The 25,042-nt window shown below is 64.3% G+C and carries 23 protein-coding genes; 11 read left to right on the forward strand and 12 right to left on the reverse strand.

The genetic code is table 11. The features are described from left to right. The first annotated feature begins 24 nt into the window (after window positions 1-24). Window positions 25-1,281 carry a Zn-dependent hydrolase gene (locus C380_RS04130; protein WP_015012635.1) on the forward strand — a complete coding sequence of 419 codons (1,257 nt, stop codon included), beginning with the start codon at window positions 25-27 and terminating at the stop codon, window positions 1,279-1,281. 77 nt (window positions 1,282-1,358) lie between these two features. Here the strand turns inward: C380_RS04130 and C380_RS04135 are convergent, their stop codons facing one another. From C380_RS04135 to C380_RS04150, 4 genes are all read right to left on the reverse strand, one after another. After that, the gene (locus tag C380_RS04135; RefSeq protein ID WP_015012636.1) at window positions 1,359-2,396 is read right to left on the reverse strand and encodes a bifunctional nicotinamide-nucleotide adenylyltransferase/Nudix hydroxylase; all 1,038 of its coding nucleotides are present in this window, start codon (window positions 2,394-2,396) and stop codon (window positions 1,359-1,361) included. Between the two features lie 227 nt (window positions 2,397-2,623). Next, complete coding sequence (locus tag C380_RS04140) at window positions 2,624-4,324, reverse strand: NAD+ synthase (RefSeq protein ID WP_015012637.1); 1,701 nt, start codon at window positions 4,322-4,324, stop codon at window positions 2,624-2,626. A gap of 4 nt (window positions 4,325-4,328) precedes the next feature. Beyond that, window positions 4,329-5,528: a nicotinate phosphoribosyltransferase gene (gene pncB / locus C380_RS04145; protein WP_015012638.1), complete on the reverse strand. Its 1,200-nt coding sequence runs from the start codon at window positions 5,526-5,528 to the stop codon at window positions 4,329-4,331. A 45-nt stretch (window positions 5,529-5,573) separates the two neighbouring features. Next, on the reverse strand, window positions 5,574-6,416 hold the full coding sequence (locus C380_RS04150) for an isochorismatase family protein (protein WP_015012639.1): 843 nt from the start codon (window positions 6,414-6,416) through the stop codon (window positions 5,574-5,576). 174 nt (window positions 6,417-6,590) lie between these two features. Between C380_RS04150 and C380_RS04155 the strand changes: the two genes are divergently transcribed. Continuing rightward, a complete protein-coding gene (locus C380_RS04155) occupies window positions 6,591-7,268 on the forward strand; it encodes an NUDIX hydrolase (RefSeq protein ID WP_015012640.1) in 678 nt (225 codons plus the stop codon). 159 nt (window positions 7,269-7,427) lie between these two features. Further along, on the forward strand, window positions 7,428-8,669 hold the full coding sequence (locus C380_RS04160; RefSeq protein WP_015012641.1) for a diguanylate cyclase: 1,242 nt from the start codon (window positions 7,428-7,430) through the stop codon (window positions 8,667-8,669). A 28-nt stretch (window positions 8,670-8,697) separates the two neighbouring features. On the opposite strand, the gene C380_RS04165 is transcribed toward C380_RS04160, so the two are convergent. From C380_RS04165 to metK, 3 genes are all read right to left on the reverse strand, one after another. Next, window positions 8,698-9,156 carry a hemerythrin domain-containing protein gene (locus C380_RS04165; RefSeq protein ID WP_015012642.1) on the reverse strand — a complete coding sequence of 153 codons (459 nt, stop codon included), beginning with the start codon at window positions 9,154-9,156 and terminating at the stop codon, window positions 8,698-8,700. Between the two features lie 38 nt (window positions 9,157-9,194). After that, complete coding sequence (locus tag C380_RS04170; RefSeq protein ID WP_015012643.1) at window positions 9,195-9,380, reverse strand: DUF1328 domain-containing protein; 186 nt, start codon at window positions 9,378-9,380, stop codon at window positions 9,195-9,197. Window positions 9,381-9,773: 393 nt separating this feature from the next. Next, window positions 9,774-10,955, reverse strand: a complete 1,182-nt coding sequence (metK, locus tag C380_RS04175) for a methionine adenosyltransferase (protein ID WP_015012644.1) — start codon at window positions 10,953-10,955, stop codon at window positions 9,774-9,776. A 132-nt stretch (window positions 10,956-11,087) separates the two neighbouring features. Here metK and C380_RS04180 point away from each other — a divergent pair, with 132 nt between their 5' ends. Both C380_RS04180 and C380_RS04185 read left to right on the forward strand, forming a co-directional pair. After that, the gene (locus C380_RS04180) at window positions 11,088-11,951 is read left to right on the forward strand and encodes a lysophospholipid acyltransferase family protein (protein WP_015012645.1); all 864 of its coding nucleotides are present in this window, start codon (window positions 11,088-11,090) and stop codon (window positions 11,949-11,951) included. Continuing rightward, window positions 11,948-12,829, forward strand: coding sequence for a lysophospholipid acyltransferase family protein (locus C380_RS04185; RefSeq protein WP_015012646.1), 882 nt, complete (start codon window positions 11,948-11,950; stop codon window positions 12,827-12,829). Before C380_RS04180 ends, C380_RS04185 begins: the two co-directional genes overlap by 4 nt. A gap of 48 nt (window positions 12,830-12,877) precedes the next feature. Here the strand turns inward: C380_RS04185 and C380_RS04190 are convergent, their stop codons facing one another. Then, on the reverse strand, window positions 12,878-13,786 hold the full coding sequence (locus tag C380_RS04190; RefSeq protein ID WP_015012647.1) for an alpha/beta fold hydrolase: 909 nt from the start codon (window positions 13,784-13,786) through the stop codon (window positions 12,878-12,880). A gap of 50 nt (window positions 13,787-13,836) precedes the next feature. Next, window positions 13,837-14,592, reverse strand: coding sequence for a ribosome biogenesis GTP-binding protein YihA/YsxC (yihA, locus tag C380_RS04195; RefSeq protein WP_043565129.1), 756 nt, complete (start codon window positions 14,590-14,592; stop codon window positions 13,837-13,839). 72 nt (window positions 14,593-14,664) lie between these two features. On the opposite strand from yihA, the gene C380_RS04200 reads away from it, so the two are divergent. The 5 genes from C380_RS04200 (at window position 14,665) to C380_RS04220 (ending at window position 20,844) form a co-directional block, all read left to right on the forward strand. Beyond that, complete coding sequence (locus C380_RS04200) at window positions 14,665-15,294, forward strand: cytochrome c (RefSeq protein WP_015012649.1); 630 nt, start codon at window positions 14,665-14,667, stop codon at window positions 15,292-15,294. A 146-nt stretch (window positions 15,295-15,440) separates the two neighbouring features. Further along, window positions 15,441-17,594, forward strand: a complete 2,154-nt coding sequence (locus tag C380_RS04205; protein ID WP_015012650.1) for a cytochrome c biogenesis protein ResB — start codon at window positions 15,441-15,443, stop codon at window positions 17,592-17,594. Then, on the forward strand, window positions 17,591-18,940 hold the full coding sequence (gene ccsB, locus C380_RS04210) for a c-type cytochrome biogenesis protein CcsB (RefSeq protein ID WP_015012651.1): 1,350 nt from the start codon (window positions 17,591-17,593) through the stop codon (window positions 18,938-18,940). The genes C380_RS04205 and ccsB overlap by 4 nt, the downstream gene beginning before the upstream one ends. A gap of 181 nt (window positions 18,941-19,121) precedes the next feature. Further along, window positions 19,122-20,126: a protein-methionine-sulfoxide reductase catalytic subunit MsrP gene (gene msrP / locus C380_RS04215; protein ID WP_015012652.1), complete on the forward strand. Its 1,005-nt coding sequence runs from the start codon at window positions 19,122-19,124 to the stop codon at window positions 20,124-20,126. A gap of 61 nt (window positions 20,127-20,187) precedes the next feature. After that, a complete protein-coding gene (locus tag C380_RS04220; RefSeq protein ID WP_015012653.1) occupies window positions 20,188-20,844 on the forward strand; it encodes a sulfite oxidase heme-binding subunit YedZ in 657 nt (218 codons plus the stop codon). 65 nt (window positions 20,845-20,909) lie between these two features. Here the strand turns inward: C380_RS04220 and C380_RS04225 are convergent, their stop codons facing one another. Beyond that, on the reverse strand, window positions 20,910-21,737 hold the full coding sequence (locus C380_RS04225) for an MBL fold metallo-hydrolase (protein WP_015012654.1): 828 nt from the start codon (window positions 21,735-21,737) through the stop codon (window positions 20,910-20,912). Between the two features lie 115 nt (window positions 21,738-21,852). Beyond that, window positions 21,853-22,059, reverse strand: a complete 207-nt coding sequence (locus C380_RS24235; RefSeq protein ID WP_015012655.1) for a lipoprotein — start codon at window positions 22,057-22,059, stop codon at window positions 21,853-21,855. A 12-nt stretch (window positions 22,060-22,071) separates the two neighbouring features. On the opposite strand from C380_RS24235, the gene cyaY reads away from it, so the two are divergent. Continuing rightward, window positions 22,072-22,401 carry an iron donor protein CyaY gene (cyaY, locus tag C380_RS04230; protein WP_015012656.1) on the forward strand — a complete coding sequence of 110 codons (330 nt, stop codon included), beginning with the start codon at window positions 22,072-22,074 and terminating at the stop codon, window positions 22,399-22,401. Window positions 22,402-22,450: 49 nt separating this feature from the next. Here the strand turns inward: cyaY and C380_RS04235 are convergent, their stop codons facing one another. Further along, window positions 22,451-24,844: a penicillin-binding protein 1A gene (locus tag C380_RS04235; RefSeq protein WP_015012657.1), complete on the reverse strand. Its 2,394-nt coding sequence runs from the start codon at window positions 24,842-24,844 to the stop codon at window positions 22,451-22,453. Between the last annotated feature and the right edge of the window lie 198 nt (window positions 24,845-25,042).

Here is a 25,042-nt window from a genome sequence, read left to right on the forward strand (position 1 = left end):
GCTGCAATGCATCTGGAGAACACCATGGATACCAAAGTCAAACCCAACATCGAAAACCTGCGCATCAACGGCCAGCGCCTGTGGGATTCGCTCATGGAGCTGGCCCAGATCGGCGCCACCCCCAAGGGCGGCGTGTGCCGCCTCACCCTCACCGACCTGGACAAGCAGGGCCGTGACCTCGTCACCCGCTGGGCGCGCGAGGCGGGCATGACGGTGACCATCGACAAGATCGGCAACGGCTTCATGCGCCGCCCCGGCCGCAACAACAGCCTGCCGCCCATCATGACCGGTAGCCACATCGACACCCAGCCTACGGGCGGCAAGTTCGACGGCAACTACGGCGTGCTGGCGGGCATCGAGGTGGTGCGCACGCTCAATGACCACGGCATCGAGACCGAGGCGCCCATTGAGGTGGCGTTCTGGACCAACGAAGAAGGCAGCCGCTTTGTGCCGGTGATGATGGGCTCCGGCGTGTTCGCCAAGGCCTTCACGCTGGAGCATGCCTATGCCGCGACCGACACCGAAGGCAAGACCGTGAAGGGCGAGCTGGAGCGCATCGGCTACATCGGCGACCAGGAGCCGGGCGACCACCCCATCGGCGCGTACTTCGAGACCCACATCGAACAAGGCCCCGTGCTGGAAGACAACGACAAAACCATCGGCGTGGTCAGCGGCGTGCTGGGCATCCGCTGGTTTGACTGCACTGTGACCGGTATGGAGGCCCACGCCGGCCCCACACCCATGGCCCTGCGCAAGGACGCCCTGCTGGCCGCCACGCGCATCATGCAGGACGTGGTGGCGGCAGCCCACCGCCACCCGCCGCATGGCCGGGGCACCGTGGGCATGGTGCAGGTGTTCCCCAACAGCCGCAACGTGATTCCGGGCCGGGTGAAGTTCAGCATCGACCTGCGTAACAGCACGGACGCACTGGTGGACGCCATGGCTGCCGAGGTCAAGGCCTTTGCCGACCAGGTGGCCAAGGAGCACGGCGTGCAGGTGCACATCGAGATGGTGTCCAGCTACCCCGCGCAGCTCTTCCAGCCCGAGTGCGTGGAGGCCGTGGGCCGCGCCGCTGCCAAGCTGGGCTACAGCCACATGCCCGCCGTCTCGGGTGCAGGGCACGATGCCGTCTACATGGCCAAGCTCGCGCCCAGCGGCATGATCTTCATCCCCTGCAAGGACGGCATCAGCCACAACGAGATCGAGGATGCGAAACCCGAGCACATCGAGGCGGGGTGCAATGTGCTGCTGCACGCCATGCTGGAGCGCGCAGGGACCTAGTGCTATAGAAAATATAGCTGCTTGGGCATGATTCTGTAGCGCTTGCACCCGTTTTTCTACCAAACGGGTGGAGCGGTTCAGTCCAGCCTCGTCAGACCCAGAAAGTGGTCCAGCATGTGGAAGTGGTCTTCAAAGAATTCCTCTTCCATGCCTGCCAGCTGGTCGATGCGCGTCCACTGCACCAGCGCGGCATCGTCGTCGGCCTGCACCACCGGGAAGGGCGCATCGCCCAGGTCGAAGTAATGCGCATGCGTAATGGTGCGGCCGCGCTGGCTGCGGTCGGGGTGGTCGAACACGGCCACCGACTGCAGCGCGGCGCGCATGGTGGCCTCGGGCAGGTGGCAGTTGGTTTCTTCCACCAGCTCGCGCAGGCAGGACTGCCACACGGTTTCGCGCTGCTCGATGAAGCCGCCGGGCACGGCCAGCTGGCCCTTGCCGGGCGCGTGGGCGCGGCGGATGAGCAGCACCTGGTCCTGGCAGCGCAGTACGGCGTCCACCGTTACGAACACGGGCGGGTAGGGCGCAGCAGACCAGGCCTGGCGGTAGCCGCGCAGCATGCGCCATTCCTCCTGCAACGCGGCGTAGTGCGGCGTATGCACAAAAGCCTGCAGCTGGGCCAGCGTGCTCGCCGGGATTTGCGCGGCCAGTGGCGCCAGGGCTTGGTCCACCGTGTCGGCCGTGGCGCCAAAGTAAGCGTCGCGGATGGTGGTGGCGTCCATGCTGCCCTGGCGGGGCAGGTCGATCAGCGCCCAGCTAGGGAAGGCGCGAAGGTAGCTGCTGGTCGCGTCCTTGAAATGGCCCACCAGCGCGATGCGGTCGCCGGGCTGCGTGTGCCGCGCCACGCTGCGGTGCACGGCCTGCACCCACACGGCTTCGTTGTAGTAGTCGCGCACGGGCAGCACGCGCACACGGTTGCGGTCGGACGGGGGCAGTGCATCACGCAGCATGGCCTCGCGCTCTGCCCAGGTGAAGGGGTTCTTGGGCGAGCGGGCCTGCCAGGCCGAGCCCACCACCACAATGACCTGGGGCGCCATGCGCAGGGCCTCGTGCAGCAGGGCGAGGTGGCCGCTGTGCACAGGTTCAAAGCGGCCGATGAGGAGGGCGGTGTCGTACATGGGTCTCCAGAATTTTGAGGTTTTTGGCCTCTTGCGCTCGTCCATCATGCGCTTATAGCTACGATTTTAGTAGTGATTCCCTTTGGGGAATGGGCCGCGCCGCTGGGTACCGGCGCGGCCCTCGCCAGGGGGCGCCGCGCAAGGGCCGCCCCGCCGCGCTGGCGTCGTCCCCCTTCCCAGGCGCAGCGTGAGAGAAGGGGGAAGCCGCGAAGCGGCTCAGGGGGTTGTCACACATACCTTGCGGCGATGGGCATCTGCCGACCGCTGCCAAATGCGCGTGGCCGCACACGCAGGATGGGCGGGGCCTGGCGGCGTTTGTACTCGTTGCGCGCCACCATCATGCGCACCCGCTGCACCAGGGCGCGGCCTGCGCCGTCGGTCTGCAGCTGCGCCACGAACGCCTGTGCGGCGGCCAATTCGGGGGCCGACAGGCGCTCGCCTTCGATGAGCAGCTTGAGCACTTCGTCCAGCACGGGGTAGGGCGGCAGGCTGTCCACGTCGCGCTGGCCTGGGGCCAGTTCGGCCGACGGCTCCTTGTCGATGATGACTTGCGGGATCAGCTCGCGCCCCGCTTGTTCGTTGACATGGCGCGAGAGGGCAAACACCTCGGTCTTGTAGAGGTCGCCAATCAACCCCAGGCCGCCGTTGGTGTCGCCATACAGCGTGCAGTAGCCCACCGAGATTTCGCTCTTGTTGCCCGTGGTCAGCAGCAGGTGGCCGAAGGCGTTGGAGTATTCCATCAGCACCGTGCCACGGATGCGGGCCTGTAGGTTTTCGAGCGGCAGGCCAGAGAGCGGCTGGCCGAAGCTGCCCTCGAACTGCTTTGCGTAGCCTGCTACCAGCTCGGCAATCGGGTGGGTGTGCAACTGCACGCCCAGGTTCTGGCACAGCGCCACCGAGTCATCGACCGAGCCGCTGCTGGAGTAGCGCGAGGGCATGGTCACGCCCACCACGTTCTCGGGTCCGAGTGCTTGCGCCGCCAGTGCCAGCGTGAGTGCGCTGTCGATGCCGCCCGAGCTGCCCACCACCACCTGCTTGAAGCCGCAGCGCCGTGCGTAGTCCTTGAGGCCCAGCAGGATCTGCTGGCGGTAGAACTCCATGGTGGGGAGGCCCTCGGCGGGCACGCGCGCTGGCGCCTGGCCGTCGGCGGTGAGGAAGTGGCAGTTGTCAAACCGCAGCGTGCGCAGGTCCTCCACAAAACGCGGCGCCTCGAACACGATGCCTGCCTCGGGCTCGGCCGCGAACGACGCGCCGTCGTACACCACCTGGTCGTGTCCGCCGACCTGGTTCACGTACAGGATGGGCAGGCCGTGGCGGCGTGATGAGCCACCAAAGATCTGGTGGCGCTGCTCGCGCTTGCCCACGTGGCTGGGGCTGGCGTTGATGCTAATGACCAGATCGGGCGCAGCGTCGCGCAGGCGCTCGAAGGGGTTGGTGGCGTAGTCGGCGCCGTGGTCGTTCCAGCCGTCCTCGCACACCAGCAGGCCCACCTGTGTGCCGCCAATGCGCAGCACCTTGGCCACGTCCGGGCCGGGCTCGAAGTGGCGGCGTTCGTCAAAGATGTTGTAGGTGGGCAGCAGCTGCTTGGCGTATTGCAGGCGCACGGTGCCGCCCTGCAGCACCAGCAGGCTGTTGTGCAGGCGCTTGCCCGGGCCTGTGGCGGGCGTGGGCGCGCCCACCACCCAGTGCAGCGCGGGCAGCTCGGCCGATGCCTTCTGCAACGCCGCCAGGCCGTCTTGCACTCGTTGCAGGAAGGGCGGCTCGTCCAGCATGTCACCGGGGTAGTAGCCGCACAGCGCGAGTTCGCTGAACACGATGAGGTCGGACTGCTCGCGGGAGGCCTGCTGGGCGGCAGCCACCATGCGGGCCACGTTACCTTCGATGTCGCCGACGGTGAGGTTGAGCTGGGCGATGGTGATGCGGAGCATGGTGTCAGTCCTTCACGTTGAAGACTTGGCGCAAGTAAGCGAGGTAGGTTTCATCGTCACACAGCGTCTTGCCCGGTGTGTCCGACAGCTTGGCCACCGGCTGCCCGTTGGCGCGCACCAGCTTCATCACGATGTTGAGCGGCTTCATCTCCGGTGCATCCCCCATGTCGTTGGTGAGGTGGGTGCCAATGCCAAAGCCCAGCTGCGTGCGGTCGCCAAAGTGGCGGTACAGCGCCAGCGCCTTGGTCAGTGTGAGGCCGTCGGAGAACACCAGCCGCTTGGTGTGCGCGTCGATGCGCAGTTTGGCGTAGTGCGCCAGCGCCTTCTCGCCCCAGGCCACCGGGTCGCCCGAGTCGTGCCGCAGGCCGTCGAACAGCTTGGCGAAGTACAAGTCAAAGTCGGCCAGGAAGGCGTCCATGCCCACGGTGTCGGTCAGCGCAATGCCCAGGTCACCCCGGTACTCCTGCACCCAGTCTTCGAGCGCCGCCTTTTGAAAGTCGCGCAGGCGCACGCCCAGTGCCTGGTAGCTTTGCAGGTACTCGTGCGCCATGGTGCCGATGGGCACCAGGTTCAGGTCGCGCGCCAGCAGCACGTTGCTGGTGCCCTTGAACCACTGCGGTGCCTGCGTGGCAAAGGTCTGCACCACCTCGCGCTGCCAGGCGCCGCTGTTGCGGCGTCGCAGGCCAAAGTCGAACAGCTCGAAGGGGTGGCGCAGCGTGGCCTGCTGCGCCAGGTCCTGCAGCTGCTGCACCTTGGTCGCCAGCCGCTCGCGGCCGCTGGCCAGGGCGGCAGGGGCATCGAAGCGGCGGAAGTACAGCTCGTTCACGATGGCCAGCACAAAGATCTCAAAGCCCATCACATGCACCTGCGGGCCGTGGGCCACGATGTGCAGCTGATCGCCCTGCGCCCAGGCGCGGATGAAGCTGCGCTGGAACTGGAAGATGCGCAGAAAGTCGATGAAATCACTCTTGATGAACCGCAGGCCGCCCAGGTAGGCCAGCTCGTCTTCGCTGAAGCGCAGGGTGCACAGGTGGTCCAGCGCGGCGTTCACCTCGGGCAACAGCTCGGCCAGCGGGTAAATCGGCTGGTTGCGGCAGACGAAGCGGTATTCGCTCTGCGTCTGTGGATGCCGGTGCAGCAGCGCCTGCCACATGGTGAACTTGTAGAGGTCGGTGTCGAGCAGGCTGGTGATGACGGGGGCCATGATTTGCTCCTGAATGAATAGCTGCCGGGGTAAGAAGTAAAAGCGCTACAGGCTGATTTCGCTCATGGATGCCAGCTGCGCCCCGGCCTTGCGCATCCCGTCCAGAAACGCCTGTTGCTGCGCTTCAAATCCCGCCACGGGGCTCATGCCGTCCGTCAGCAGCACGATGCGGCTGGCCTGCCAGCCGGGCACCAGGCGGGGCAGGTGCTGCACGATGTGCTCGGTGGTCGAGCGCACGCAGTGGCTGCTGGCCTCGCCCGCAATCAACAGCACATCGGCCTGGCCCAGCGACTGCAGCAGGACGGTGTTGAGCGCTGTGCTGGTGTCGTCCGCATCGGGCACCTCGGCCTCGATGGCGCTGTAGTGCTCCGTCCAGGGGTTGGTGCCCTTGAACACATTGCGCACCGCGCGCTGGCGCTGCAGCTGCCAGTCGCCACAGGCGGCCAGCACATCGGCGTGGATGCCGTGGCCCCAGCTGCCCACCTCGCAGTGCACGGGCCAGACCATGAGCGTGTAGCGGCCCTGGGCTTCGAGTGCGTCCAGGTAGGCCAGCGTGCGGGGCAGGGCGGCCACATCGCGCGGCGCGAAGTCGCCTGCACGCACCTGGGCGGCGGTGATGGGGGTGAAGGGCGCCACATCGGTCCCCGCGCCGGTCTGCCAGAAGCCCGGGTGGGCGATGTCAAAACGCTGGTGCGAATCGAGCGTGACGGTGATGGCGTCGATCTGGCCGCCCCGTGCCCGGATGAAGTCCGCCAGGCGCTGCATGTCGGCGTGGGCCCCCGCCACGGGCAGGCTGGGCGCGCTGCCTGCGGGGCGGTCGCTGGCGGGCAGGTCGCAGAAATCGTTTTGGGGGTCGATCACCAGAAGCTGGGTGGTACACGTGGCCATGGTCTTTCTCCTTCGCTGTGACTGCAGTTTAGGTTTGTTAGATTAGTTTTGCAACTAAGTAATTTGCAAGCCAATGTTTCAGATGAGAACGGTAATGGCTGAATCGAGCTGCTTTCCTGTGGACTGGCTTGGTGGTAGCCTTGTTCGTTCAAAGTTGCAATGAACTAAAGCCCCGTGACCACCGAGAGCATTCCCGCCGTGATCTGCACCGTAGACGTGGTGCTGCTGACCCTGGAGCAATCCACGCTGAAGGTGGCCCTGGTGCGGCGCGAGCGCGAGCCCTTTGCCCAGGCGCTGGCGCTGCCCGGCGGCTACATCCATGCGCAGGACGATGTGGACGCCCAGGCCAGCGCCGCGCGGGTGCTGCGTGACAAGGCCGGGCTCGAAAGCCCGTACCTGGAGCAATTGGCCACCTTCACCGGTGCGGTGCGCGACCCGCGCGGCTGGTCGGTGGCGGTGACCTATTGCGCCCTGGTGCCAGCCACCGTGCTGGCGCAGGCTGCGGGGCGGGTGGATCTGGTGGCGGTGGATGCGCTGCCGCCATTGCCTTTCGACCACCGCCAGATCATCGATACCGCTGTGTTGCGCGTGCGCAGTAAAAGCCAGTATTCGTCGCTGCCCGTGCACCTGTGCGCCGAGCCCTTCACGCTGCCGCAGCTGCAGGCGGTGTACGAAGCGGTGCTGGGCGAGCCGGTGAACAAGGTGAGTTTTCGCCGCAAGGTGGACGAGCTGGCCATGCTGGAGCCCGTGCCCGGCGCGCTGCAGACGGGCGGCGCCCACCGGCCCGCGCAGCTGTACCGGGTGCGCTCGGCCTATCGGCGGCAGCTGTCGCTCAGTGCACGGGGGTTGTAGCGCGGCCTCCTCGCGCACAAAACATTGGACCGCCGCGCCCAAATCTGGCACAAACGCAAACTTTGTGTTCCACGAACGGTGGTCGCGCGCGGTCGGGTGCTCCGGCGCCAGGACTGCCTCATTGAAATACCAGCCCTGCGCCGGACCTGAGGGAGAACCATGTCTTTGCGGCTCAAATTCAACCTGGTGCTGGCGGGCGTGCTGCTGCTGGCGGTGCTGGGCGCGGGCGCGTATGTGCACCGCTTCCTGCAGCAATCGGCCATCGAGGAGGTACAGCACAACTCGCAGATCATGATGCACGCTGCCATGGCCATCCGCGACTACACCACCGAGCTGGTCAAGCCGCACCTGGACGTGACGCTGGCCGAGAAATTCCTGCCGCAGACCGTGCCTGCTTATGCCGCCACCGAGACGCTGCGCCGGCTGCAGAACCGGTTTCCGGGCTATGAGTACAAGGAAGCGGTGCTCAACCCCACCAACCTGCGAGACCGCGCCAACGAATGGGAAGAGCGCATCATCAGCGACTTCCGCGAAGGCCGCGCTGACCTCAAGAAAGAAGTGACGGGCGAGGTGGGCGAGGGCATGCACCGTGCGATGTACGTGGCCCGCCCCATCACCATCAAGCAGCCCCAGTGCATGGCCTGCCACAGCACGCCCGCCGTGGCGCCCCCCACCATGCTCAAGGTCTATGGCGACAAGAACGGTTTTGGCTGGGGCATGAACGAAACCGTGGGCATCCAGGTGGTGAAGGTGCCGATGTACTTCCCGCTGGAGAAAGCGCGCCAGACCTTCAACACCGTGATGGCAGCGCTGGTGGGCAGCTTTGTGCTGTTGTTTGTCGGCCTGAACCTCTCGCTGTCGTCGCTGGTGATCGAGCCCATGGCGCGGCTGAACAGCAAGCTGGAAGACCTGGCCACCAAGGACTTCCTGACCGACCTGGTCAACCGCCGCCGGTTCTTCGAACGGCTGGAGGCCGACATGGCCGAGACGCGGGTCAAGAAGAGCCAGCTGTCGGTCGTCATGTTCGACATCGACTTTTTCAAGCGCATCAACGACACCTTCGGGCATGACTCGGGCGATGTAGTGCTGAAGAACACGGCGCTGCGCGTGCGCGAACTGCTGCGCTCGTCCGACTGCGCCGCGCGCTTCGGGGGCGAGGAGTTCATCATCCTGCTCAAGGAAACCCCGGTGGATGCCGCCATGGCCATGGCCGAGGCGGTGCGGGCCCGTATCGCGGGTGTGCCGTTTGACGCCGTGGGCCATGTGAGCGCCAGCTTTGGTGTGGCCACCTGGGACCACAAGGAAGACAGCCACGCCCTGATCAAGCGTGCGGATACGGCGCTTTACAAAGCCAAGTCCAGCGGTCGCAACTGCGTGGTGCAGGCCGAAGACGCTGCCTGATTTGCGGGCGCTGGACGTTAGTTAGGCGTCAGGCCGTCGCGGCCAGGGCTTCTTCGTAATCCGCCCGGTAGTCAGCCGCCAGCGCGGTTTTCTGCTTTTCCGTCAGCAGTTTGCCCGCCATCTGGAAGAAGCGGTGTTCTTCTTCTTTCAGGTGGTGCTCTACCTTCTCGGCCAGCTTCTTGGCCAGGGGTAGCCATGCAGGGCTGGAGGGCTCGGTGTCTTCGAGCGACTCCACCAGCTCATCGATCTGGTGGTGCTCGGAAATGGCGTGGCGCGACAGATCAATGCCTGCGTCGTGCGCCATCAGCGGGATGTAGAAGTGGCGGTCCTCCGCCTGGGCGTGGGCGGCGAGCTCCTTCTTGAGCCGATCGAACAGGTCACGCCGCTCGGGCGTGTCGCCGCTGGTGTTGGTCAGTGCGCCGTACAGCGCGCGCTGGCGCTCGTGGCTTTCGCGCAGTGCTTCGAAGATGTTGGTGGTATCAGTCATGGTGGGCTGTGCAGTGGTGTGGAGGACGGCGCGTGGCCTTAGTTGAGCACCTTGCGCGCGGCGCCCACACCGATGGCGGCCAGCACCACAAACACCACGGCAATCACCAGGAACAGCACAAACAGGACCTTGGCAATGCCTGCCGCGCCTGCGGCAACCCCGCTGAAACCCAGGGCCCCGGCCACGAGGGAAATCAGGGCAAAAATGATGGCGTACTTCAGCATGGTGGTCGCTCCTTGCAGTGGATGTTGAGGCAGCGCGGGGCTGCGGAAGGTGTGCAGGAACGATACTGGTTGGCGCTAGGGTGCGCCGTCAGCGCAGGCGGGCGGCGGGTGTAGGAGAGTGCCGCTGGCGGCTGCGGTGAAGCGCCAAAAGAAAAGCCGCAACGCGGGGCGTTGCGGCTTGGGAGGCGGGGCGGCTCTGACGGTGTTTGGGTCTGCGCTCACATCGCTGGCGCGATATGAACAGGGCACGAAGACCGATACCGCGCGACTCGCGCTGCGGGCTTTACAGCCTTGCCCGTGCGTTGGCTGCGGCACGGGCCTTGCGGCCTTTCACATCGCTGCGCGATATGAGCCTGCGCCGAAAGCCGGACAAGCTCGCTTCGCTCGGGACCTTTACAGGCCCGCTGCTGCGCGCAGCGCAGCAGCCTTGTCCGTCTTCTCCCAGCTGAACTCGGGTTCCTCGCGGCCGAAGTGGCCGTAGGCGGCGGTCTTTTCGTAGATCGGGCGCAGCAGGTCCAGCATCTGAATGATGCCCTTGGGGCGCAGGTCGAAGTGTGCGCGCACCAGCTTGGCGATCTGGTCGTCGGGGATGACGCCCGTGCCTTCGGTGTAGACCGTGATGTTCATCGGCTCGGCCACGCCAATCGCGTAGGCCACCTGGATCTGGCACTGACGGGCGAGGCCGGCGGCCACGATGTTCTTGGCCACGTAGCGGGCAGCGTAGGCGGCCGAGCGGTCCACCTTCGTTGGGTCCTTGCCGCTGAACGCGCCGCCACCGTGGGGGCAGGCGCCGCCGTAGGTGTCCACAATGATCTTGCGACCAGTCAGGCCGCAGTCGCCTTGTGGGCCGCCGATGACGAAGCGGCCGGTGGGGTTGATCAGGTAGCGCGTGTCCTGGATCCATTCCTTGGGCAGCACGGGCTTGATGATCTCTTCGATGATGGCTTCGGTGAACGAGGCCTTCATCTTGGTTTGCGTCTCGCTCTGGTCAGGGTGGTGCTGGGTGGAGAGCACCACGGTGTCGATGCTGTGGGGCTTGCCGTCCACATAGCGCATCGTCACTTGCGACTTGGCATCAGGGCGCAGGAAGGGCAGGCGACCGTCCTTGCGCAACTGGGCCTGGCGCTCGACGAGGCGGTGCGCGTAGTAGATGGGCGCGGGCATCAGCTCGGGCGTTTCATCGCAGGCGTAGCCGAACATCAGGCCCTGGTCGCCAGCGCCGGTGTTCAGGTGGTCGTCGCTGGCGTGGTCCACGCCCTGGGCGATGTCGTTGCTCTGCTTGTCGTAGGCGACCAGCACGGCGCAGCCCTTGTAGTCGATGCCGTAGTCGGTGTTGTCGTAGCCGATGCGCTTGATGGTGTCGCGCGCCACCTGGATGTAGTCCACATGCGCGTTGGTGGTGATTTCGCCCGCCAGCACCACGAGGCCGGTGTTGGTCAGCGTTTCAGCGGCGACGCGGCTGCGGGGGTCTTGTTTGAAGATCGCGTCGAGAATCGCGTCCGAGATCTGATCGGCCACCTTGTCGGGGTGGCCTTCGGAGACGGATTCCGAGGTAAAGAGAAAGTCGTTCGCCATTTGAATAAACTCCTGTGTTCCGGCATTTGGGGCGTTGCCCTCACCCCGAAGGAGATCTGGCGAACGCTTTAGCAGATTTTTTTAACGTCGCCCTGCAAGTTGCTCATTTAACTCAGCGACCCCGTTATTTTAATGCCAGTCGTCTTCCGATTCTTTTCCGTATTTCCGCTGTGGTTGCTGCACGTCATGGGCGCCGCCATGGGCTGGGTGGCGTTTGTGGCGTCTCCCACCTACCGGCGCCGGTTTCTCGCTAACTCGGCACTGGCGGGCTATGCGTTTGGCGATGTGCGCGCTGCCGTGGCCCATGCGGGCCGCATGGTGGCCGAACTGCCACGCCTGTGGATGGGCGCGACGATGCCCTGCGCACTCACTGGCGAAGCCTGTGTGGAGCAGGCGTACGCAGCCGGCCGCGGCATCGTGTTTCTGACACCGCACCAGGGCTGTTTTGAGCTTTCGGCCCAGGCCGCAGCGCGCCGCTGGAGCGCACAGCGTGGCCCCATCACCGTGTTGTACCGCCCGGCACGCCAGGCCTGGCTGGCCAAGGTGATGGAGACCGCACGCAACCGCCCCGGCATGCTGGCCGTGCCCACCACGCTGGCGGGTGTGCGCCAGATGATCAAGGCCCTGCGCCGGGGCGAGGCCGTGGGCCTGCTGCCTGACCAGGTGCCGCCCGAGGGGCAGGGCCAGTGGGCACCTTTTTTTGGGCGCGACGCTTACACCATGACCCTGGCCGTGCGCCTGGCCCAACAGACCGGCGCGACCGTGGTGCTGGCGCGTTGCGAGCGTCTGTCCTGGGGGCGTGGCTACGTCACGCATTTCGAGCCACTTTCCGCGCCGCTGTCCGCCGACATGGACCAGGCCGTGCTGCAGATCAATCAGGCCATGGAACATCTCATCCGCCAATGCCCCGAGCAATACCTGTGGGGCTATGGCCGCTACAAGCAGCCGCGTGGCGAGGCTGCTGCGGCGGAGCATGCCGCAGGGGGCGCCGCATGAAGGGCCTCACAGGGCGTTTGGGCGTGGGGTTCATGCGGGTGCTGGCGCTGCTGCCGCTGCCGGTGTTGCGCGGCATGGGCTGGCTGCTGGGCCAAGTGGCGTTTGTGCTGGTGGCGCCCCGCCGCAAGGTGGCACTGCGCAATCTGGCCCTGTGCTTCCCTGACTGGACCGAAGCGCGCCGCCGCGCTGTGGCGCGGGCCAGTTTTGTCGCGTTTTGCCAGACCTGGCTGGACCGCAGCTGGCTGTGGGCCGCGCCGCGTTCGTTGGTGGAGCAGCGTGTGCGCCTGACGGGCGCGGTGCACGAGCTGGAGGGCGACACGCCCACGATTCTGTTTGCGCCGCATTTCTACGGCATGGATGCGGGGGGGCTGGCCTTGCCGCTGCGCAGCAGCCGTGCGTTCACCTCCATCTTTGCCACCCATCCCGATCCGGCGGTGGATGCCTGGTTCATGGCGGGGCGCCAGCGTTTTGGCGATGTGCGCATGCTTAACCGTTCGGACGGCGTCAAGCCCATCATCGCCAGCCTGCGCAAGGGCGGACTGCTGTACCTGCTACCCGACATGGACTACGGCCGCAATGACTCGGTGTTTGTGCCGTTCTATGGTGTGACGGCGGCCACCATTCCGTCGCTGTCGCGGTTTGCACGGCTGGGCCGCGCCAAGGTGGTGGGCGTGTATTCGCGCATGACGCCCACCGGGTACGTGGCCGAGGTCTCGCCCGCCTGGGCCAACTACCCCACCGACGATGCCGAGGCCGACACGGCCCGCATGAACCGCGAACTGCAGGCCGTGATCGACACCATGCCCGAGCAGTACTACTGGGTGCACAAGCGCTTCAAGACCCGCCCGGATGGCGAGCCCTCGGTGTATTCCCGCTGAAATATCAGCAAAAACAGCCTGATGCGCTAGTGCATCATGCGCTGATAGCTATTGTTTGGATAGCAAAAAACGCTGCAGCTCCAAGGCCACGCGCTCGGTGTGCTCGTGCACAACCCAGTGCGATGCATGCTCCACCGGCTGCACCTGCAGCCGGGGAATCCAGCCGGGCAGGCCGTCGAGCAGGCCAGGCAGCAGGGCCGGGTCGTCCATGCCCCAGAGCACCAGCGTGGGCACGTCCACCGTCAACATCGACTCGGGCAGGGTGATGGCCTGGGCGCCGGGGTCGCCCTCGCGCGGCGGGCGGATGGGGCTGGCGCGGTAATAGTTGCAGGCACCCTGCAGGCCTTGCTGCCACAAGGCCCGGTACTGGGCGCGCACCTCGTCGGTCAGCCATGCGGGGGCGCTGCCGTCCGGAGCGTTGAAAAAGGCGAACAGGCGGCGGAAGTCGTCTTCGGCCAGCAGGGCCTCGGCATCAGGCCTGCACAGGAAATGCATGTACTGGCTGCCCGCCTGCTGGGCTGCGTTGTGCGATAGCTCGCGCACAAACGCGCCGGGGTGGGGTGAGTTGATGATGGCCAGGCGCTTCATCAGCTGGGGCTGCTGGTTGGCCAGGTTCCACGCCACGGCGCCGCCCCAGTCATGCGCAATCAGGCACTCCAGCGCGCTGCCGGGGCATTCGTGGGCGATCAGTGCCACCAAGTCCTGCACCAAGTGCTTGGCGCGGTACGCGTCCACCGCCTGCGGGCTGCTGGACGGGCCAAACCCGCGCAGGTAGGGCGCCACGCAGCGGTAGCCGCCGTTTTCGGGGCGGGCAAAGTGCAGCAGGAGTTCGTCCCAGATGAAGGCTCCCTCGGGGAACCCGTGCAGGAACAGCAGCACCGGGCGCCCGGGGATGCCGCTCACGCGGCAGTGCAGGGTGATTCCGTGGGGGAGGTCAACAGGGCAATCTTGGATCATGGTGCTATGCATTCTGTAGCTGCCAGCGCATGATGCAATTGCGCTTGCGGCTAGTTGGTCTCGGATTCGCTGGTGGGCGAAGGCTCGGCGGGGCTGCTGCTGTCCGCAGCCGCAGGGGGCTCTTCGGCGAGGGGCTTCACCGGATGCGCCCACTGCCACAGCAACTGGGCCACTTCATCCACCCCTTGCTTTTTGAGGGCCGAGAACATCTTCACCTCGCCACCCCCGGCGTGCAGTCGCGTAATCGACAGCACCTTAGCCTGTTCGGCGCGCGTGAGCTTGTCGGCCTTGGTCAGCACGATGAGGAACTTGAGTCCTTCTTCCACGCGGGGGCGCACCACTTCGAGCAACGCCTCGTCCAGCTCGGTCAGGCCCAGGCGGGGGTCGCACAGCAGCACGATGCCCGTGAGGCCGGGGCGGCTGACCAGGTAGTTCACCATTACCTGTTGCCAGCGCACCTTGTCCGAGCGCGACACGGCGGCGTAGCCGTAGCCGGGCAAGTCGGCCAGCACCGCGTCCATCACCCCCTGTTTGCCCAGCGAGAACAAATTGATGTGCTGGGTGCGCCCCGGCTTCTTGGAGGCAAACGCCAGCTGCTTTTGCTGGGTGAGGGTGTTGATGCAGGTGGATTTGCCCGCGTTGGAACGGCCCACGAAAGCGATTTCGGGCACGTCGATGGGCGGCAGGTGGTGCAGCTGCGCCGCCGTGGTGAGGAACCTGGCGGTGTGCATCCAGCCCATGGCGATTTTGGCGTCAGGTGCGGGCGGGAGAGAGCCAGCAACTGGCGCAGAGGGGGGTGTCGTCATGGGGAGTTGGGAGAGAAAGAACCATCATTGTAGAATCGCGAGGTTTTGCGCACATAAACACACACCCTCGATATGAAGTTGCTCGCCTCATTGCTGACGGCTGCCGCACTGGCAGCACCTGTTTTTTCGGCCTTTGCAGCGGGTGATGCACCCAAAGCGGCCAAGCCGGATCTCGTCAAGGGCGAGGCCAGCTTCACTGCGGTGTGTGCGGCCTGCCACGGCGCAGACGGCAACTCGGCCATCGCGGCCAACCCCAAGCTGTCGCAGCAACACCCCGAATACCTGGTCAAGCAGCTGCAGGAATTCAAGTCCGGCAAGCGCAACAACGCCATCATGAAGGGCTTCGCCACGGCCCTGTCGGACGACGACATGCGCAACATCGCCTACTGGCTCACGTCCAAGCCCGCCAAGGCCGGCTTTGCCAAGGACAAGGACCTGGTGGCCATGGGTGAACGTATCTACCGCGGCGGCATTGCCGACCGCCAGATCGCCGCGTGCGCTGGCTGCCACAGCCCCAATGGCGCTGGTATCCCTGCGCAGTACCCCCGCCTCTCGGGCCAGCACGCCGACTACACAGTGTCACAGCTGAACATGTTCCGCGACGGCTCGCGCGCCAACAGCATCCAGATGACCCAGGTCGCCGCCAAGCTCAATGACAAGGAAATCAAGGCCGTGGCGGACTACATCGCCGGCCTGCGTTGATTGATTGCTTGATATTTGTCATGGCCCGGCCTGATTGACCGGGCGGCACGGAACCTACCGCCAATAACAACCCCAAAAAGGGCGGGTCCATCGCAGCGATGGTCCCGCCCTTTTTCTTTCGCGCTTCGCAGACACCGCACCCACCCATGTCCGACAACACCCAGGGCCTTCGCATGAAGTCCGGCTCCCAGGCCCTGCGCGCCGGGGTCGAGCTGCTGTCTTCGATGCGGTTCGCCATTTCGCTGCTGACGGTGATCTGCATCGCCTCGGTCATCGGCACGGTGCTCAAGCAGCACGAACCTTCGGCCAACTACGTCAACCAGTTCGGACCGTTCTGGGCCGAGTTGTTTGGCGCCATCCAGCTCAACGCGGTGTACAGCGCCTGGTGGTTCCTGCTGATCCTGGCGTTTCTGGTCATCAGCACTTCGCTGTGCATTGCCCGCAACACGCCCAAGATCCTCACCGACCTCAAGGTCTACAAAGAGAACATCCGCGAGCAAAGCCTGAAGGCGTTTCACCACAAGGCTGAGGCTGCGCTCAGCGACTCTGCCGAGGCCGAGGCACGCCGCATTGGCACGCTGCTGGCGGGGGGCGGGTGGAAGGTGCGCCTGCAGCAGCGCGACACCGCCGCCGGCCCAGGCACCGGCTGGATGGTGGCGGCCAAGGCGGGGGCGGCCAACAAGATCGGCTACATCGCAGCGCACAGCGCCATCGTGCTGGTGTGTGTGGGGGGCCTTCTGGATGGCGACCTCATCGTGCGGGCGCAGATGCTGCTGGGCGGCAAGTCGGTCTACACCGGGGGCGGGCTGATCGCCGATGTGAAGCCTGAGCACCGCCTGTCCGAGCGCAATCCCACCTTCCGGGGCAACCTGCTGGTGGCCGAGGGCACGCAGTCGAGCACGGCCATCCTGAGCCAGTCCGACGGCGTGCTGCTGCAGGACCTGCCGTTTGCGATCGAGCTCAAGAAGTTCATCGTGGAGCACTACTCCACGGGTATGCCCAAGCTGTTCGCCAGCGAAATCATCATCCACGACAAGGCCACGGGTGAGAAAACGCCCGCCCGTGTGGAGGTAAACCACCCGGCCAGCTACAAGGGCATCGAGATCTACCAGTCGAGCTTTGACGACGGCGGATCGCACCTCAAGCTGCGCGCAGTACCCATGGTGGCGGGGGCCAGGCCTTTTGATGTCGAGGGTGTAGTGGGCAACTCCACGCAGCTCACCAACAAGGGTGGCGGCCCCGGCAGCGATACGCTGACGCTGGAGTTCACGGCGCTGCGCACCATCAATGTGGAGAATTTTGGTGGTGCTGGCCCGGGCGGCAGCGGTGCCGACGTGCGTAAGGTGGACCTGCGCGAATCGGTGGAATCGCGCCTGGGCGCCGCCAACAAGACCGTCACCAAAAAAGAACTGCGTAACGTCGGCCCCAGCGTGAGCTACAAGCTGCGTGATGCGGCCGGCCAAGCACGCGAGTTCCACAACTACATGCTGCCAGTGGACACCGGCGACGGCGTGCCGGTGTTCCTGCTGGGGGTGCGCGAGTCCCCGGCAGAGCCCTTCCGCTACCTGCGGGTACCGGCGGATGACAAGGGCAGCATGGACGGATTCATGCGCATGAAGGCCGCCCTGGCCGACCCTCAGGCCCGGGAGCAGGCGGTGCGCCGCTATGTGTCGCAGGCCATGGATGCCTCGCGCCCCGACCTGGCTGAGCAACTGCAGCAGTCTGCCGTGCGCGCACTGGCGTTGTTCGCAGGGCGTGGTGTGGTCGATGGCAAGCCCACCGGCGGGCTGCAGGCCATCTCGGACTTCATGGAGGCCAATGTGCCCGAGGCGGAGCGCGCGCGCGCGGGCGAGGTGCTGGTGCGCATCCTGAATGGCACGCTGTTCGAGTTGGCCCAGTTGACCCGCCAGCGTGAGGGCCTGCCGCCGCTGCCGCAGGACGATCAGACCCGGGGTTTCATGACCCAGGCCGTGCTCTCGCTCAGCGATGCGCAGATTTACCCTGCGCCCCTGGCGTTTGAACTCAAGGACTTCACCCAGGTCCAGGCCAGCGTGTTCCAGGTGGCGCGAGCCCCTGGCAAGAATGTTGTCTATCTGGGCTGTGCCTTGCTGATCCTGGGCGTTTTTGCCATGCTCTACGTGCGCGAGCGGCGCGTGTGGGTCTGGGTGGCCCCGCAGGATGGCCGCACCCACGCCACCATGGCCCTGTCCACCAACCGCAAGACCATGGACGGCGACCAGGAGTTTGTCCAGCTCGCACAAAAACTGATCGGGGCGTCGCCCCGCGAAGGCACCGCATGAACACCGCGACTTCTACCTCGACCGCTACCACGATCACCCTGAACGAGGGGTTCTTCTCGCGCCGCAACTGGCTGGACTGGCTGTTTGCCGCCATCGTGGCCGTGGGCGGGCTGTATGCGCTGCAGCGCTACGGCGCCTTCATGGATGTCTATGAAAAGGGCATTTTGCTGGGAGCCATCCCGTGCACCATCTGGCTGGGCTGGTTCTGGCGCCCGCTGCGCGTGCTGATGCTCGTGGTGGCGGCCGTGGCACTCATGGCCATTGGCCTGTACCAGCAAGACGGGGCGGGCAGCCTGGCGCGGGCGGACACGGTGTTCGGCCTCAAGTATTTTCTGTCCAGCCAGTCGGCCATCCTGTGGATGAGCATGCTGTTTTTCATCAGCACGGCGTTTTACTGGGTGGGCATGTTTGCGCGCGGTGAAGGCAAGACGATGAGCATGCTGGGCTCGCGCATTGCCTGGGTGGCGGTGGCGATGGCGCTCATCGGCACGCTGGTGCGCTGGTACGAAAGCTACCTGATTGGCCCGGACATCGGCCACATCCCGGTCAGCAACCTGTACGAAGTGTTCGTTCTGTTTTGCTGGATGACGGCCGCGTTCTATCTGTACTACGAGCAGCAGTACGACACGCGCGCGCTGGGTGGTTTTGTGATGTTGGTGGTCAGTGCTGCCGTGGGCTTCTTGCTCTGGTACACCGTGGTGCGCGAGGCGCATGAGATCCAGCCGCTGGTCCCCGCGCTCAAGAGCTGGTGGATGAAGCTGCACGTGCCTGCCAATTTCATCGGCTATGGCACGTTCGCGCTGTCGGCCATGGTGGCGTTTGCCTACCTCATCAAGCAGCAGGCCACCGAAACCCGTTGGTACAAGCTGGCGCCACTGTGGCTGCTGGGCGTGGTGCTGTGTTTCGAGCCCATCGTGTTCCGCCAGGGCGCGACGGAAAACGGCGGCAGCTACTGGATGGTCTACTTCGGCGTTTCGGCCTTCATCGTGGCGGGCATCCTGCTGGGCCGCAAGCGCATCGCGGCGCGCCTGCCCTCGTTCGCGATCCTGGACGATGTGATGTACAAGTCCATCGCCGTGGGCTTTGCCTTCTTCACCATCGCCACGGTGCTGGGCGCCCTGTGGGCCGCCGAGGCCTGGGGCGGCTACTGGAGCTGGGACCCCAAGGAGACCTGGGCGCTGATCGTCTGGCTCAACTACGCGGCGTGGCTGCACATGCGGCTCATGAAGGGCTTGCGCGGCACGGTGTCCGCCTGGTGGGCGCTGGTGGGGCTGGCAGTGACGACCTTCGCGTTCCTGGGCGTCAACATGTTCCTGAGCGGCCTGCACAGCTACGGCACGCTCTGAGAGGGCGAGCGCTGTTGACGATCCCTGCCAGATCGTCAACGGGCGCGGCGGGCATGTCGGGCATTCGCAGGTGCACAGCAACTATTGCGTCTTCGGTGTAACCTGAGCGGTCCAGGGAACGAACTAACAGTTGTTCTGCTCTACCGCTGCAGCTGTTTCACCCACCATGACCGGAGCCACCATGCTGATCCCCTCACGCGATTCGGGTTTCAACCACCCGTACTCCTCCGAAATCACCCCCCGCTCGGTCTATGAAGACCGCCGCCAGATGCTCAAGCTGATGGCGGGCGGCGCTGCCGGTGCCGCCATGGCCGCATGGGCGGGCCGGGAGGCCCTGGCGCAGCAGGTAGCAGTCACGCGGCCCGGCAAATTGGCGCCTTTGGCGGGGGCCAAGTCGGCAGTAGCGGGGGCGGTCTCCATGGAGAAGCTCACCGACTACAAGGACGCGAGCACTTACAACAACTTCTACGAATTTGGCACCGACAAGGCCGACCCCGCCCGCAATGCGCACACCCTTAAGACCAGCCCGTGGACGGTGGAAGTTGAGGGCCTGGTCAAGAAGCCCGGCAAGTACGGCATTGAAGACCTGATCAAACTCAGCGCGCAGGAAGAACGTATTTACAGACTGCGCTGCGTCGAAGGCTGGTCCATGGTCATCCCGTGGGTGGGGTACTCGCTGGCCGAGCTGATCAAGCGGGTGGAGCCTCAGGGCAGCGCCAAGTACGTCGAGTTCGTGACCCTGGCCGACAAGGCCACCATGCCCTTCGTGGGCTCGCGCGTGCTGGACTGGCCTTATGTGGAAGGCTTGCGCATGGACGAGGCCATGCACCCGCTGACCTTGCTGGCCTTCGGCATGTACGGCGAAGTGCTGCCCAACCAGAACGGCGCCCCGGTGCGTCTGGTGGTTCCATGGAAGTACGGCTTCAAGAGCGCCAAGAGCATCGTGAAGATCCGCTTTGTCGAAAAGGAACCAGGCACCGCGTGGAACAAGGCGGCCCAGCAGGAGTACGGGTTCTATTCCAACGTGAACCCCAATGTGGACCACCCCCGCTGGAGCCAGGCGACCGAGCGGCGCATTGGTGAAGACGGCTTGTTTGCCAAGAAACGCAAGACGTTGATGTTCAACGGCTACGAAGCCCAGGTCGGCCAGCTCTACGCGGGCATGGACCTCAAGAAGTTCTACTGACCGCCTGGGCCTCGCTACCGTCCTGGGCGGTGTGCGAGGCCACGGGGGTTCTTGAATCGCAATGCTAAAACTATTGCTCCACCCCGCCGCCAAACCGGTGGTGTTTGTGTTGTGCCTGTTGCCGTTGGCATGGCTGGTCTATGCCACGGTGGCGAACCAGCTGGGCGCCAACCCTGCAGAGGCGTTGATCCGCGCCACTGGTGACTGGACGCTGCGGGCGCTTTGCCTGGTGCTGGCGATCACTCCACTGCGCGTTATCACCGCCACCCCGCAACTGGCGCGGTTTCGGCGCATGCTGGGGTTGTTCGTGTTCTTTTACGGCGTGCTGCACCTGCTGAGCTACAGCTGGTTCGACATGGGTTTTGACATCCCGGACATCCTGCACGACATCGCCAAGCGGCCCTTCATCCTGGTGGGCACATTGGCCCTGGTGTTGCTGGCCCTGTTGGCTGCGACGTCGTTCAATCGCGCGATCAAGGCCTTGGGCGGCAAGCGCTGGCAGGCGCTGCACCGCACTGTCTATGCCGTGGCCGGGCTGGCGGTGCTGCATTTCTTCTGGATGCGTGCGGGCAAGAACAATTTTGGTGAAGTGACCATCTATGCCGCCATCCTCGGCGCGCTGCTGGGCTGGCGACTTTGGCACCGACTGCAAAAGCGGTCGGCTGCACCGGCCGGTTCAGCGGCAAGACGGACAGCCGCTGGATCTCCGGGACGTTAAATGCTATTAAATTTATAGCTTCTTGGGCTTGTAGTTGTAGCGCTTGCAGTCGATTTGATCAACATTTACCCATTGACTGCCCGCAGCGCAGGGCGCATCTGCCGGGTCACAGGGTCGATGTACGCGGTGGGAATCTGGTAGGCGCGATCATCGAACAGGTCGATGCCGCACATCAGGTTCTCGATCCATTCAAAGAAGTCGCTAATGGCTTCCTTGCCCATGATCGGGGCACCATGCTGCGGCACGATCATGGCAATGTCGAGCTGCCGGGCCATGCGTGCCCACAAGCGCAGGATCTTGTTGGACACCATGTAGCGGCGGTGGAACCCCTCCATGCGCGGAATGTGCGCCTTGAGGTCAGTCACCGGCACACGGGCCTCGGCCCCCGACATCATCGATACGCCCAGGTCGCCTGTGAACAGGATGCGACTGACCGGGTCGTAGAAGTGGAAGTTGCCCTCGGAGTGCATGAAGTGCGCAGGCAGCAGCACCAGTTCATGGCGTCCCAGTGGCAGGTGGCCGCCACCGTCTGGCACACCGATCACGCGGTTTTCGGTCTTGCCCACCTTGGTGAAGTGCGGCGCAAAGCGCTCCCACACACGCGAGATCACCAGGTTGGCCTTGGTGCTGGTCATCCAGCGGTCCAGCGAGGCAATGATGTCCGGGTCTGCGTGCGAGGCGATCAGGTACGACAGCTTGTGGGGCGGGAAATGCTTGGTCATTCCCATGAACAGCTCGTTGAACGCGAGGTTGCCGCCCGGGTCGATGATGGCGCCGGTGTCGTCGTCCACGATCAGGAACTGATTGGCCTGCACGGCCTGTCCATCTTCCTCAATGAGATCGGTGAACATCAGGCAAGCATGATTTTTGTCGCGGTAGAGTTCCAGGGCCATGGCCATCCTGCGGTGCAATAAAGCGCAGACTGTACGAGTACCCCTAAGCTTTGTGCTTGATGGAAATCAAGCGAAACCGCATTGCCTGGCCATCCTGTGCAGGCGGCCGAATGTTTCAGCGTGGCTGCGAGGCGCTGGCCGCAGGCGACGGCGCAGTGTTGGTGTCGTTGCCCGGCGTGAGTGTTTGCGGCAGCGTGGCACGCTGGCTCGCAGCAGGGTCGGTCGGCAGATACAACGGCCCCCGCTGGCCACAACCGAAGAGGGCTGCCGCACTGGCAGCAAGGACAAGCGTCCTGACTAGAATTTGGGGAGCTTTCAACATGCGCAAATTGTAATGACCGACCTCGAATTCATGGACCATGCCGAACAACTGCTGCTTGCCGTCGAGCGCAGTTGTGATCGCATCAACGACACCTCGGATGCCGATGTGGACAGCCAGCGCTCGGGGGGCATGGTGACCTTGACCTTTCCCAATCGCAGCCAGATCGTGATCAATCTGCAAAAGCCGCTGCACGAGGTGTGGATGGCGGCCCGATCGGGTGGCTACCACTACCGTTTTGATGGCAGCCACTGGCAGGACACCAAAGGCGCAGGGGAGTTTTTTGCGTGCCTCACGCGTGACGCATCACAACAGTCCGGGATGTTGCTGCAGTTTTCTGCGTGACGGTTTCCGCCCCGCCAGCCTGAGGGGTGGCCTAGGGGCGTCAGGGCGATCAGTTACGGAACAAGTCCAGGATGCGACTGCGCTCTTCAGAAGGAGGAGGCGCCTGGGGGGCTACCGCCGGAGATACGGATCGGTCTTCCACACCCACGCTCGAAACACCCGCGTTGCGCGCGTATTCCTCGTAGAACCACTCGCCGCCCACATTCACGACACCGGGCGGCACCGTGGGCTCCATCACCGGCACACCCTTGAGCGCGCGCTCCATGAAGCTGATCCACACCGGCAGGCTCAGCCCGCCCCCGGTTTCCCTGCTGCCCAGATTGCGCGGCGTGTCATAGCCAATCCAGGTCACGGCTGCGATGGTCGGCTGGAACCCGGCAAACCACGCGTCCACCGAATCATTGGTGGTGCCGGTTTTGCCATAAAGATCGGGTCGCTTCAGGGTCGCCTGAGCGCGTGCTGCAGTACCGGTGCGGGTCACTTCCTGCAACAGGCTGCTCATGACAAAGGCGTTGCGCGCATCAATGGCACGTGGCTGTTCACTCAACGCGGGAGGTGTGATCTCTGAAATCACCCGGCCCTTGTGGTCGGTGACCTTGGCGATCAGCCAAGGGTTGATGCGGTACCCGCCGTTGGCGAACACCGAATACGCAGAGGCCATTTGCAGAGGCGTCACTGAGCCTGCACCCAGCGCCATGGTCAGGTAGGCGGGGTGTTTCTCGGGGTCGAATCCAAACCGTCCCACCCATTCCTGTGCCGTCTTGGGGCCTACGGCCTGCAGGATCCGGATGGAGATCATGTTCTTGGACTTCGCCAAGCCGGTGCGCATGCTCATGGGGCCGTCGTACTTGCCGTCGTAGTTCTTGGGCTCCCAGGGTTGGCCGCCGGTGACACCCGCATCGAAGAACAGCGGGGCGTCGTTGATCACAGTGGCGGGGGTGAAGCCTTTTTCGAGCGCCGCCGAGTAAATGAAGGGCTTGAAGCTGGAGCCCGGCTGGCGCCAGGCCTGCGCCGCGTGGTTGAACTTGTTTTTGTCGAAGTCGAAGCCACCCACCAGTGCACGAATGGAGCCGTTACGCGGGTCCAGAGCCACAAAAGCGCCTTCCACTTCGGGCAGCTGTGTAATTTCCCAGGCGCCCTTGGGTGTCTTGACCACACGGATCACAGCCCCACGCCGTATCTTGATATTGGGAGGGGCCTTGTCGCTGAGACCTGATTGAGCAGGCTTCAGTCCATCGCCTGTGATCTCGACCGAATCCCCGTTGGCACGGGCGGCCAGGATGCGTTTGGCGGATGCCTCCAGCACCACCGCGGAGAGCACGTCGCCGTTGTCCGGGTGGTTGGCCAGTGCGTCATCAATGGCGTCTTCCACCTCCTGGGCGCTGGCAGGCAGCGCCACAAACTTTTCGGGCCCCCGGTACTGCTGGCGCCGTTCGTAGTCCATGATCCCACGCCGCAAGGCGACATAGGCCGCCTCTTGTTCTGCAGCATTGAGGGTGGTGTACACATTGAGACCGCGTGTGTAGGCCTCGTTGCCATACTGGGCAAAGATCAGCTGGCGGGCCATTTCCGCCACGTATTCAGCGTGGATGCGGGTGTTGTCGGGCCCCGTGCGGATTTTCAGTTCTTCTTTCTTGGCTTGCTCTGCTTGTTGTGCAGTGATGAAGCCGTTTTCTTCCATCCGCTCGATGATGTACTGCTGACGAGCGCGGGCACGTTTCGGATTGCTGATGGGGTTGTAGGCAGATGGAGCCTTGGGCAAACCGGCAAGCATCGCAGCTTCTGCGATCGAAACGGATTTGAGCGGTTTACCAAAATAAGCTTCGGAGGCAGCCGCAAAACCGTAAGCACGATTGCCGAGGAAAATCTGATTCATGTAAATCTCAAGAATCTGATCTTTGGTCAGTAAATGCTCCAATTTGAAGGTTAGTAAGATTTCGTAAATTTTGCGAGTAAATGTTTTTTCCGAGGACAGATAAACATTGCGTGCCACCTGCATGGTGATCGTAGAAGCGCCTTGGCTTTTTACCCGGCCCAGATTGGCGAGACCCGCACGCAGAACGCCTTTGTAGTCCACCCCGCCGTGCTGGAAGAACCGGGCATCTTCAATCGCCAAAACGGCGTCTTTCATGACCTGCGGAATCTCGCCGATAGGTGTGAGGTTGCGACGCTCTTCGCCAAACTCGCCCAGCAGCGCCCCTTCCGCTGAGTACACCCGCAGTGGCAATTTGGGGCGGTAGTCCGCCAAGTCAGAGATGTCCGGCAGGTTGGGGTAGGCCACCGACAGAGCCACAGCGATGGTGAGCGCCAGGCCTACGGCTGCCGCTGTCATTAGTCCCGTGATCCAGAGGGTGATGCGAACCAACCAGCGAAGCCAACTGGGGCGGGTGCGAACGGGAGAGGAGTCCGACTTGTCGGAGGACTTCGAAGGGGAGGGCGGCATATCGCTCCGATGGGGTAAGACCGCCCATTATAAAAATGTCCACCGCTGGGGCTCGAAATCCAATTTCGTACTTGGCAAGGTGCCGCCGAAAGGTTTCCCGTGGTGGCCGAGCGGTATTGCAGTGCCTAGAAATTTCGTCTGCTTTTGGCAACGCTCTTTGGACGTTACAGGGGGAAAAATCTTTGCTGGAGAACTATC

Origin of the sequence: Acidovorax sp. KKS102 (assembly GCF_000302535.1) — a bacterium.
Classification (GTDB): Bacteria; Pseudomonadota; Gammaproteobacteria; order Burkholderiales; family Burkholderiaceae_C; genus Acidovorax.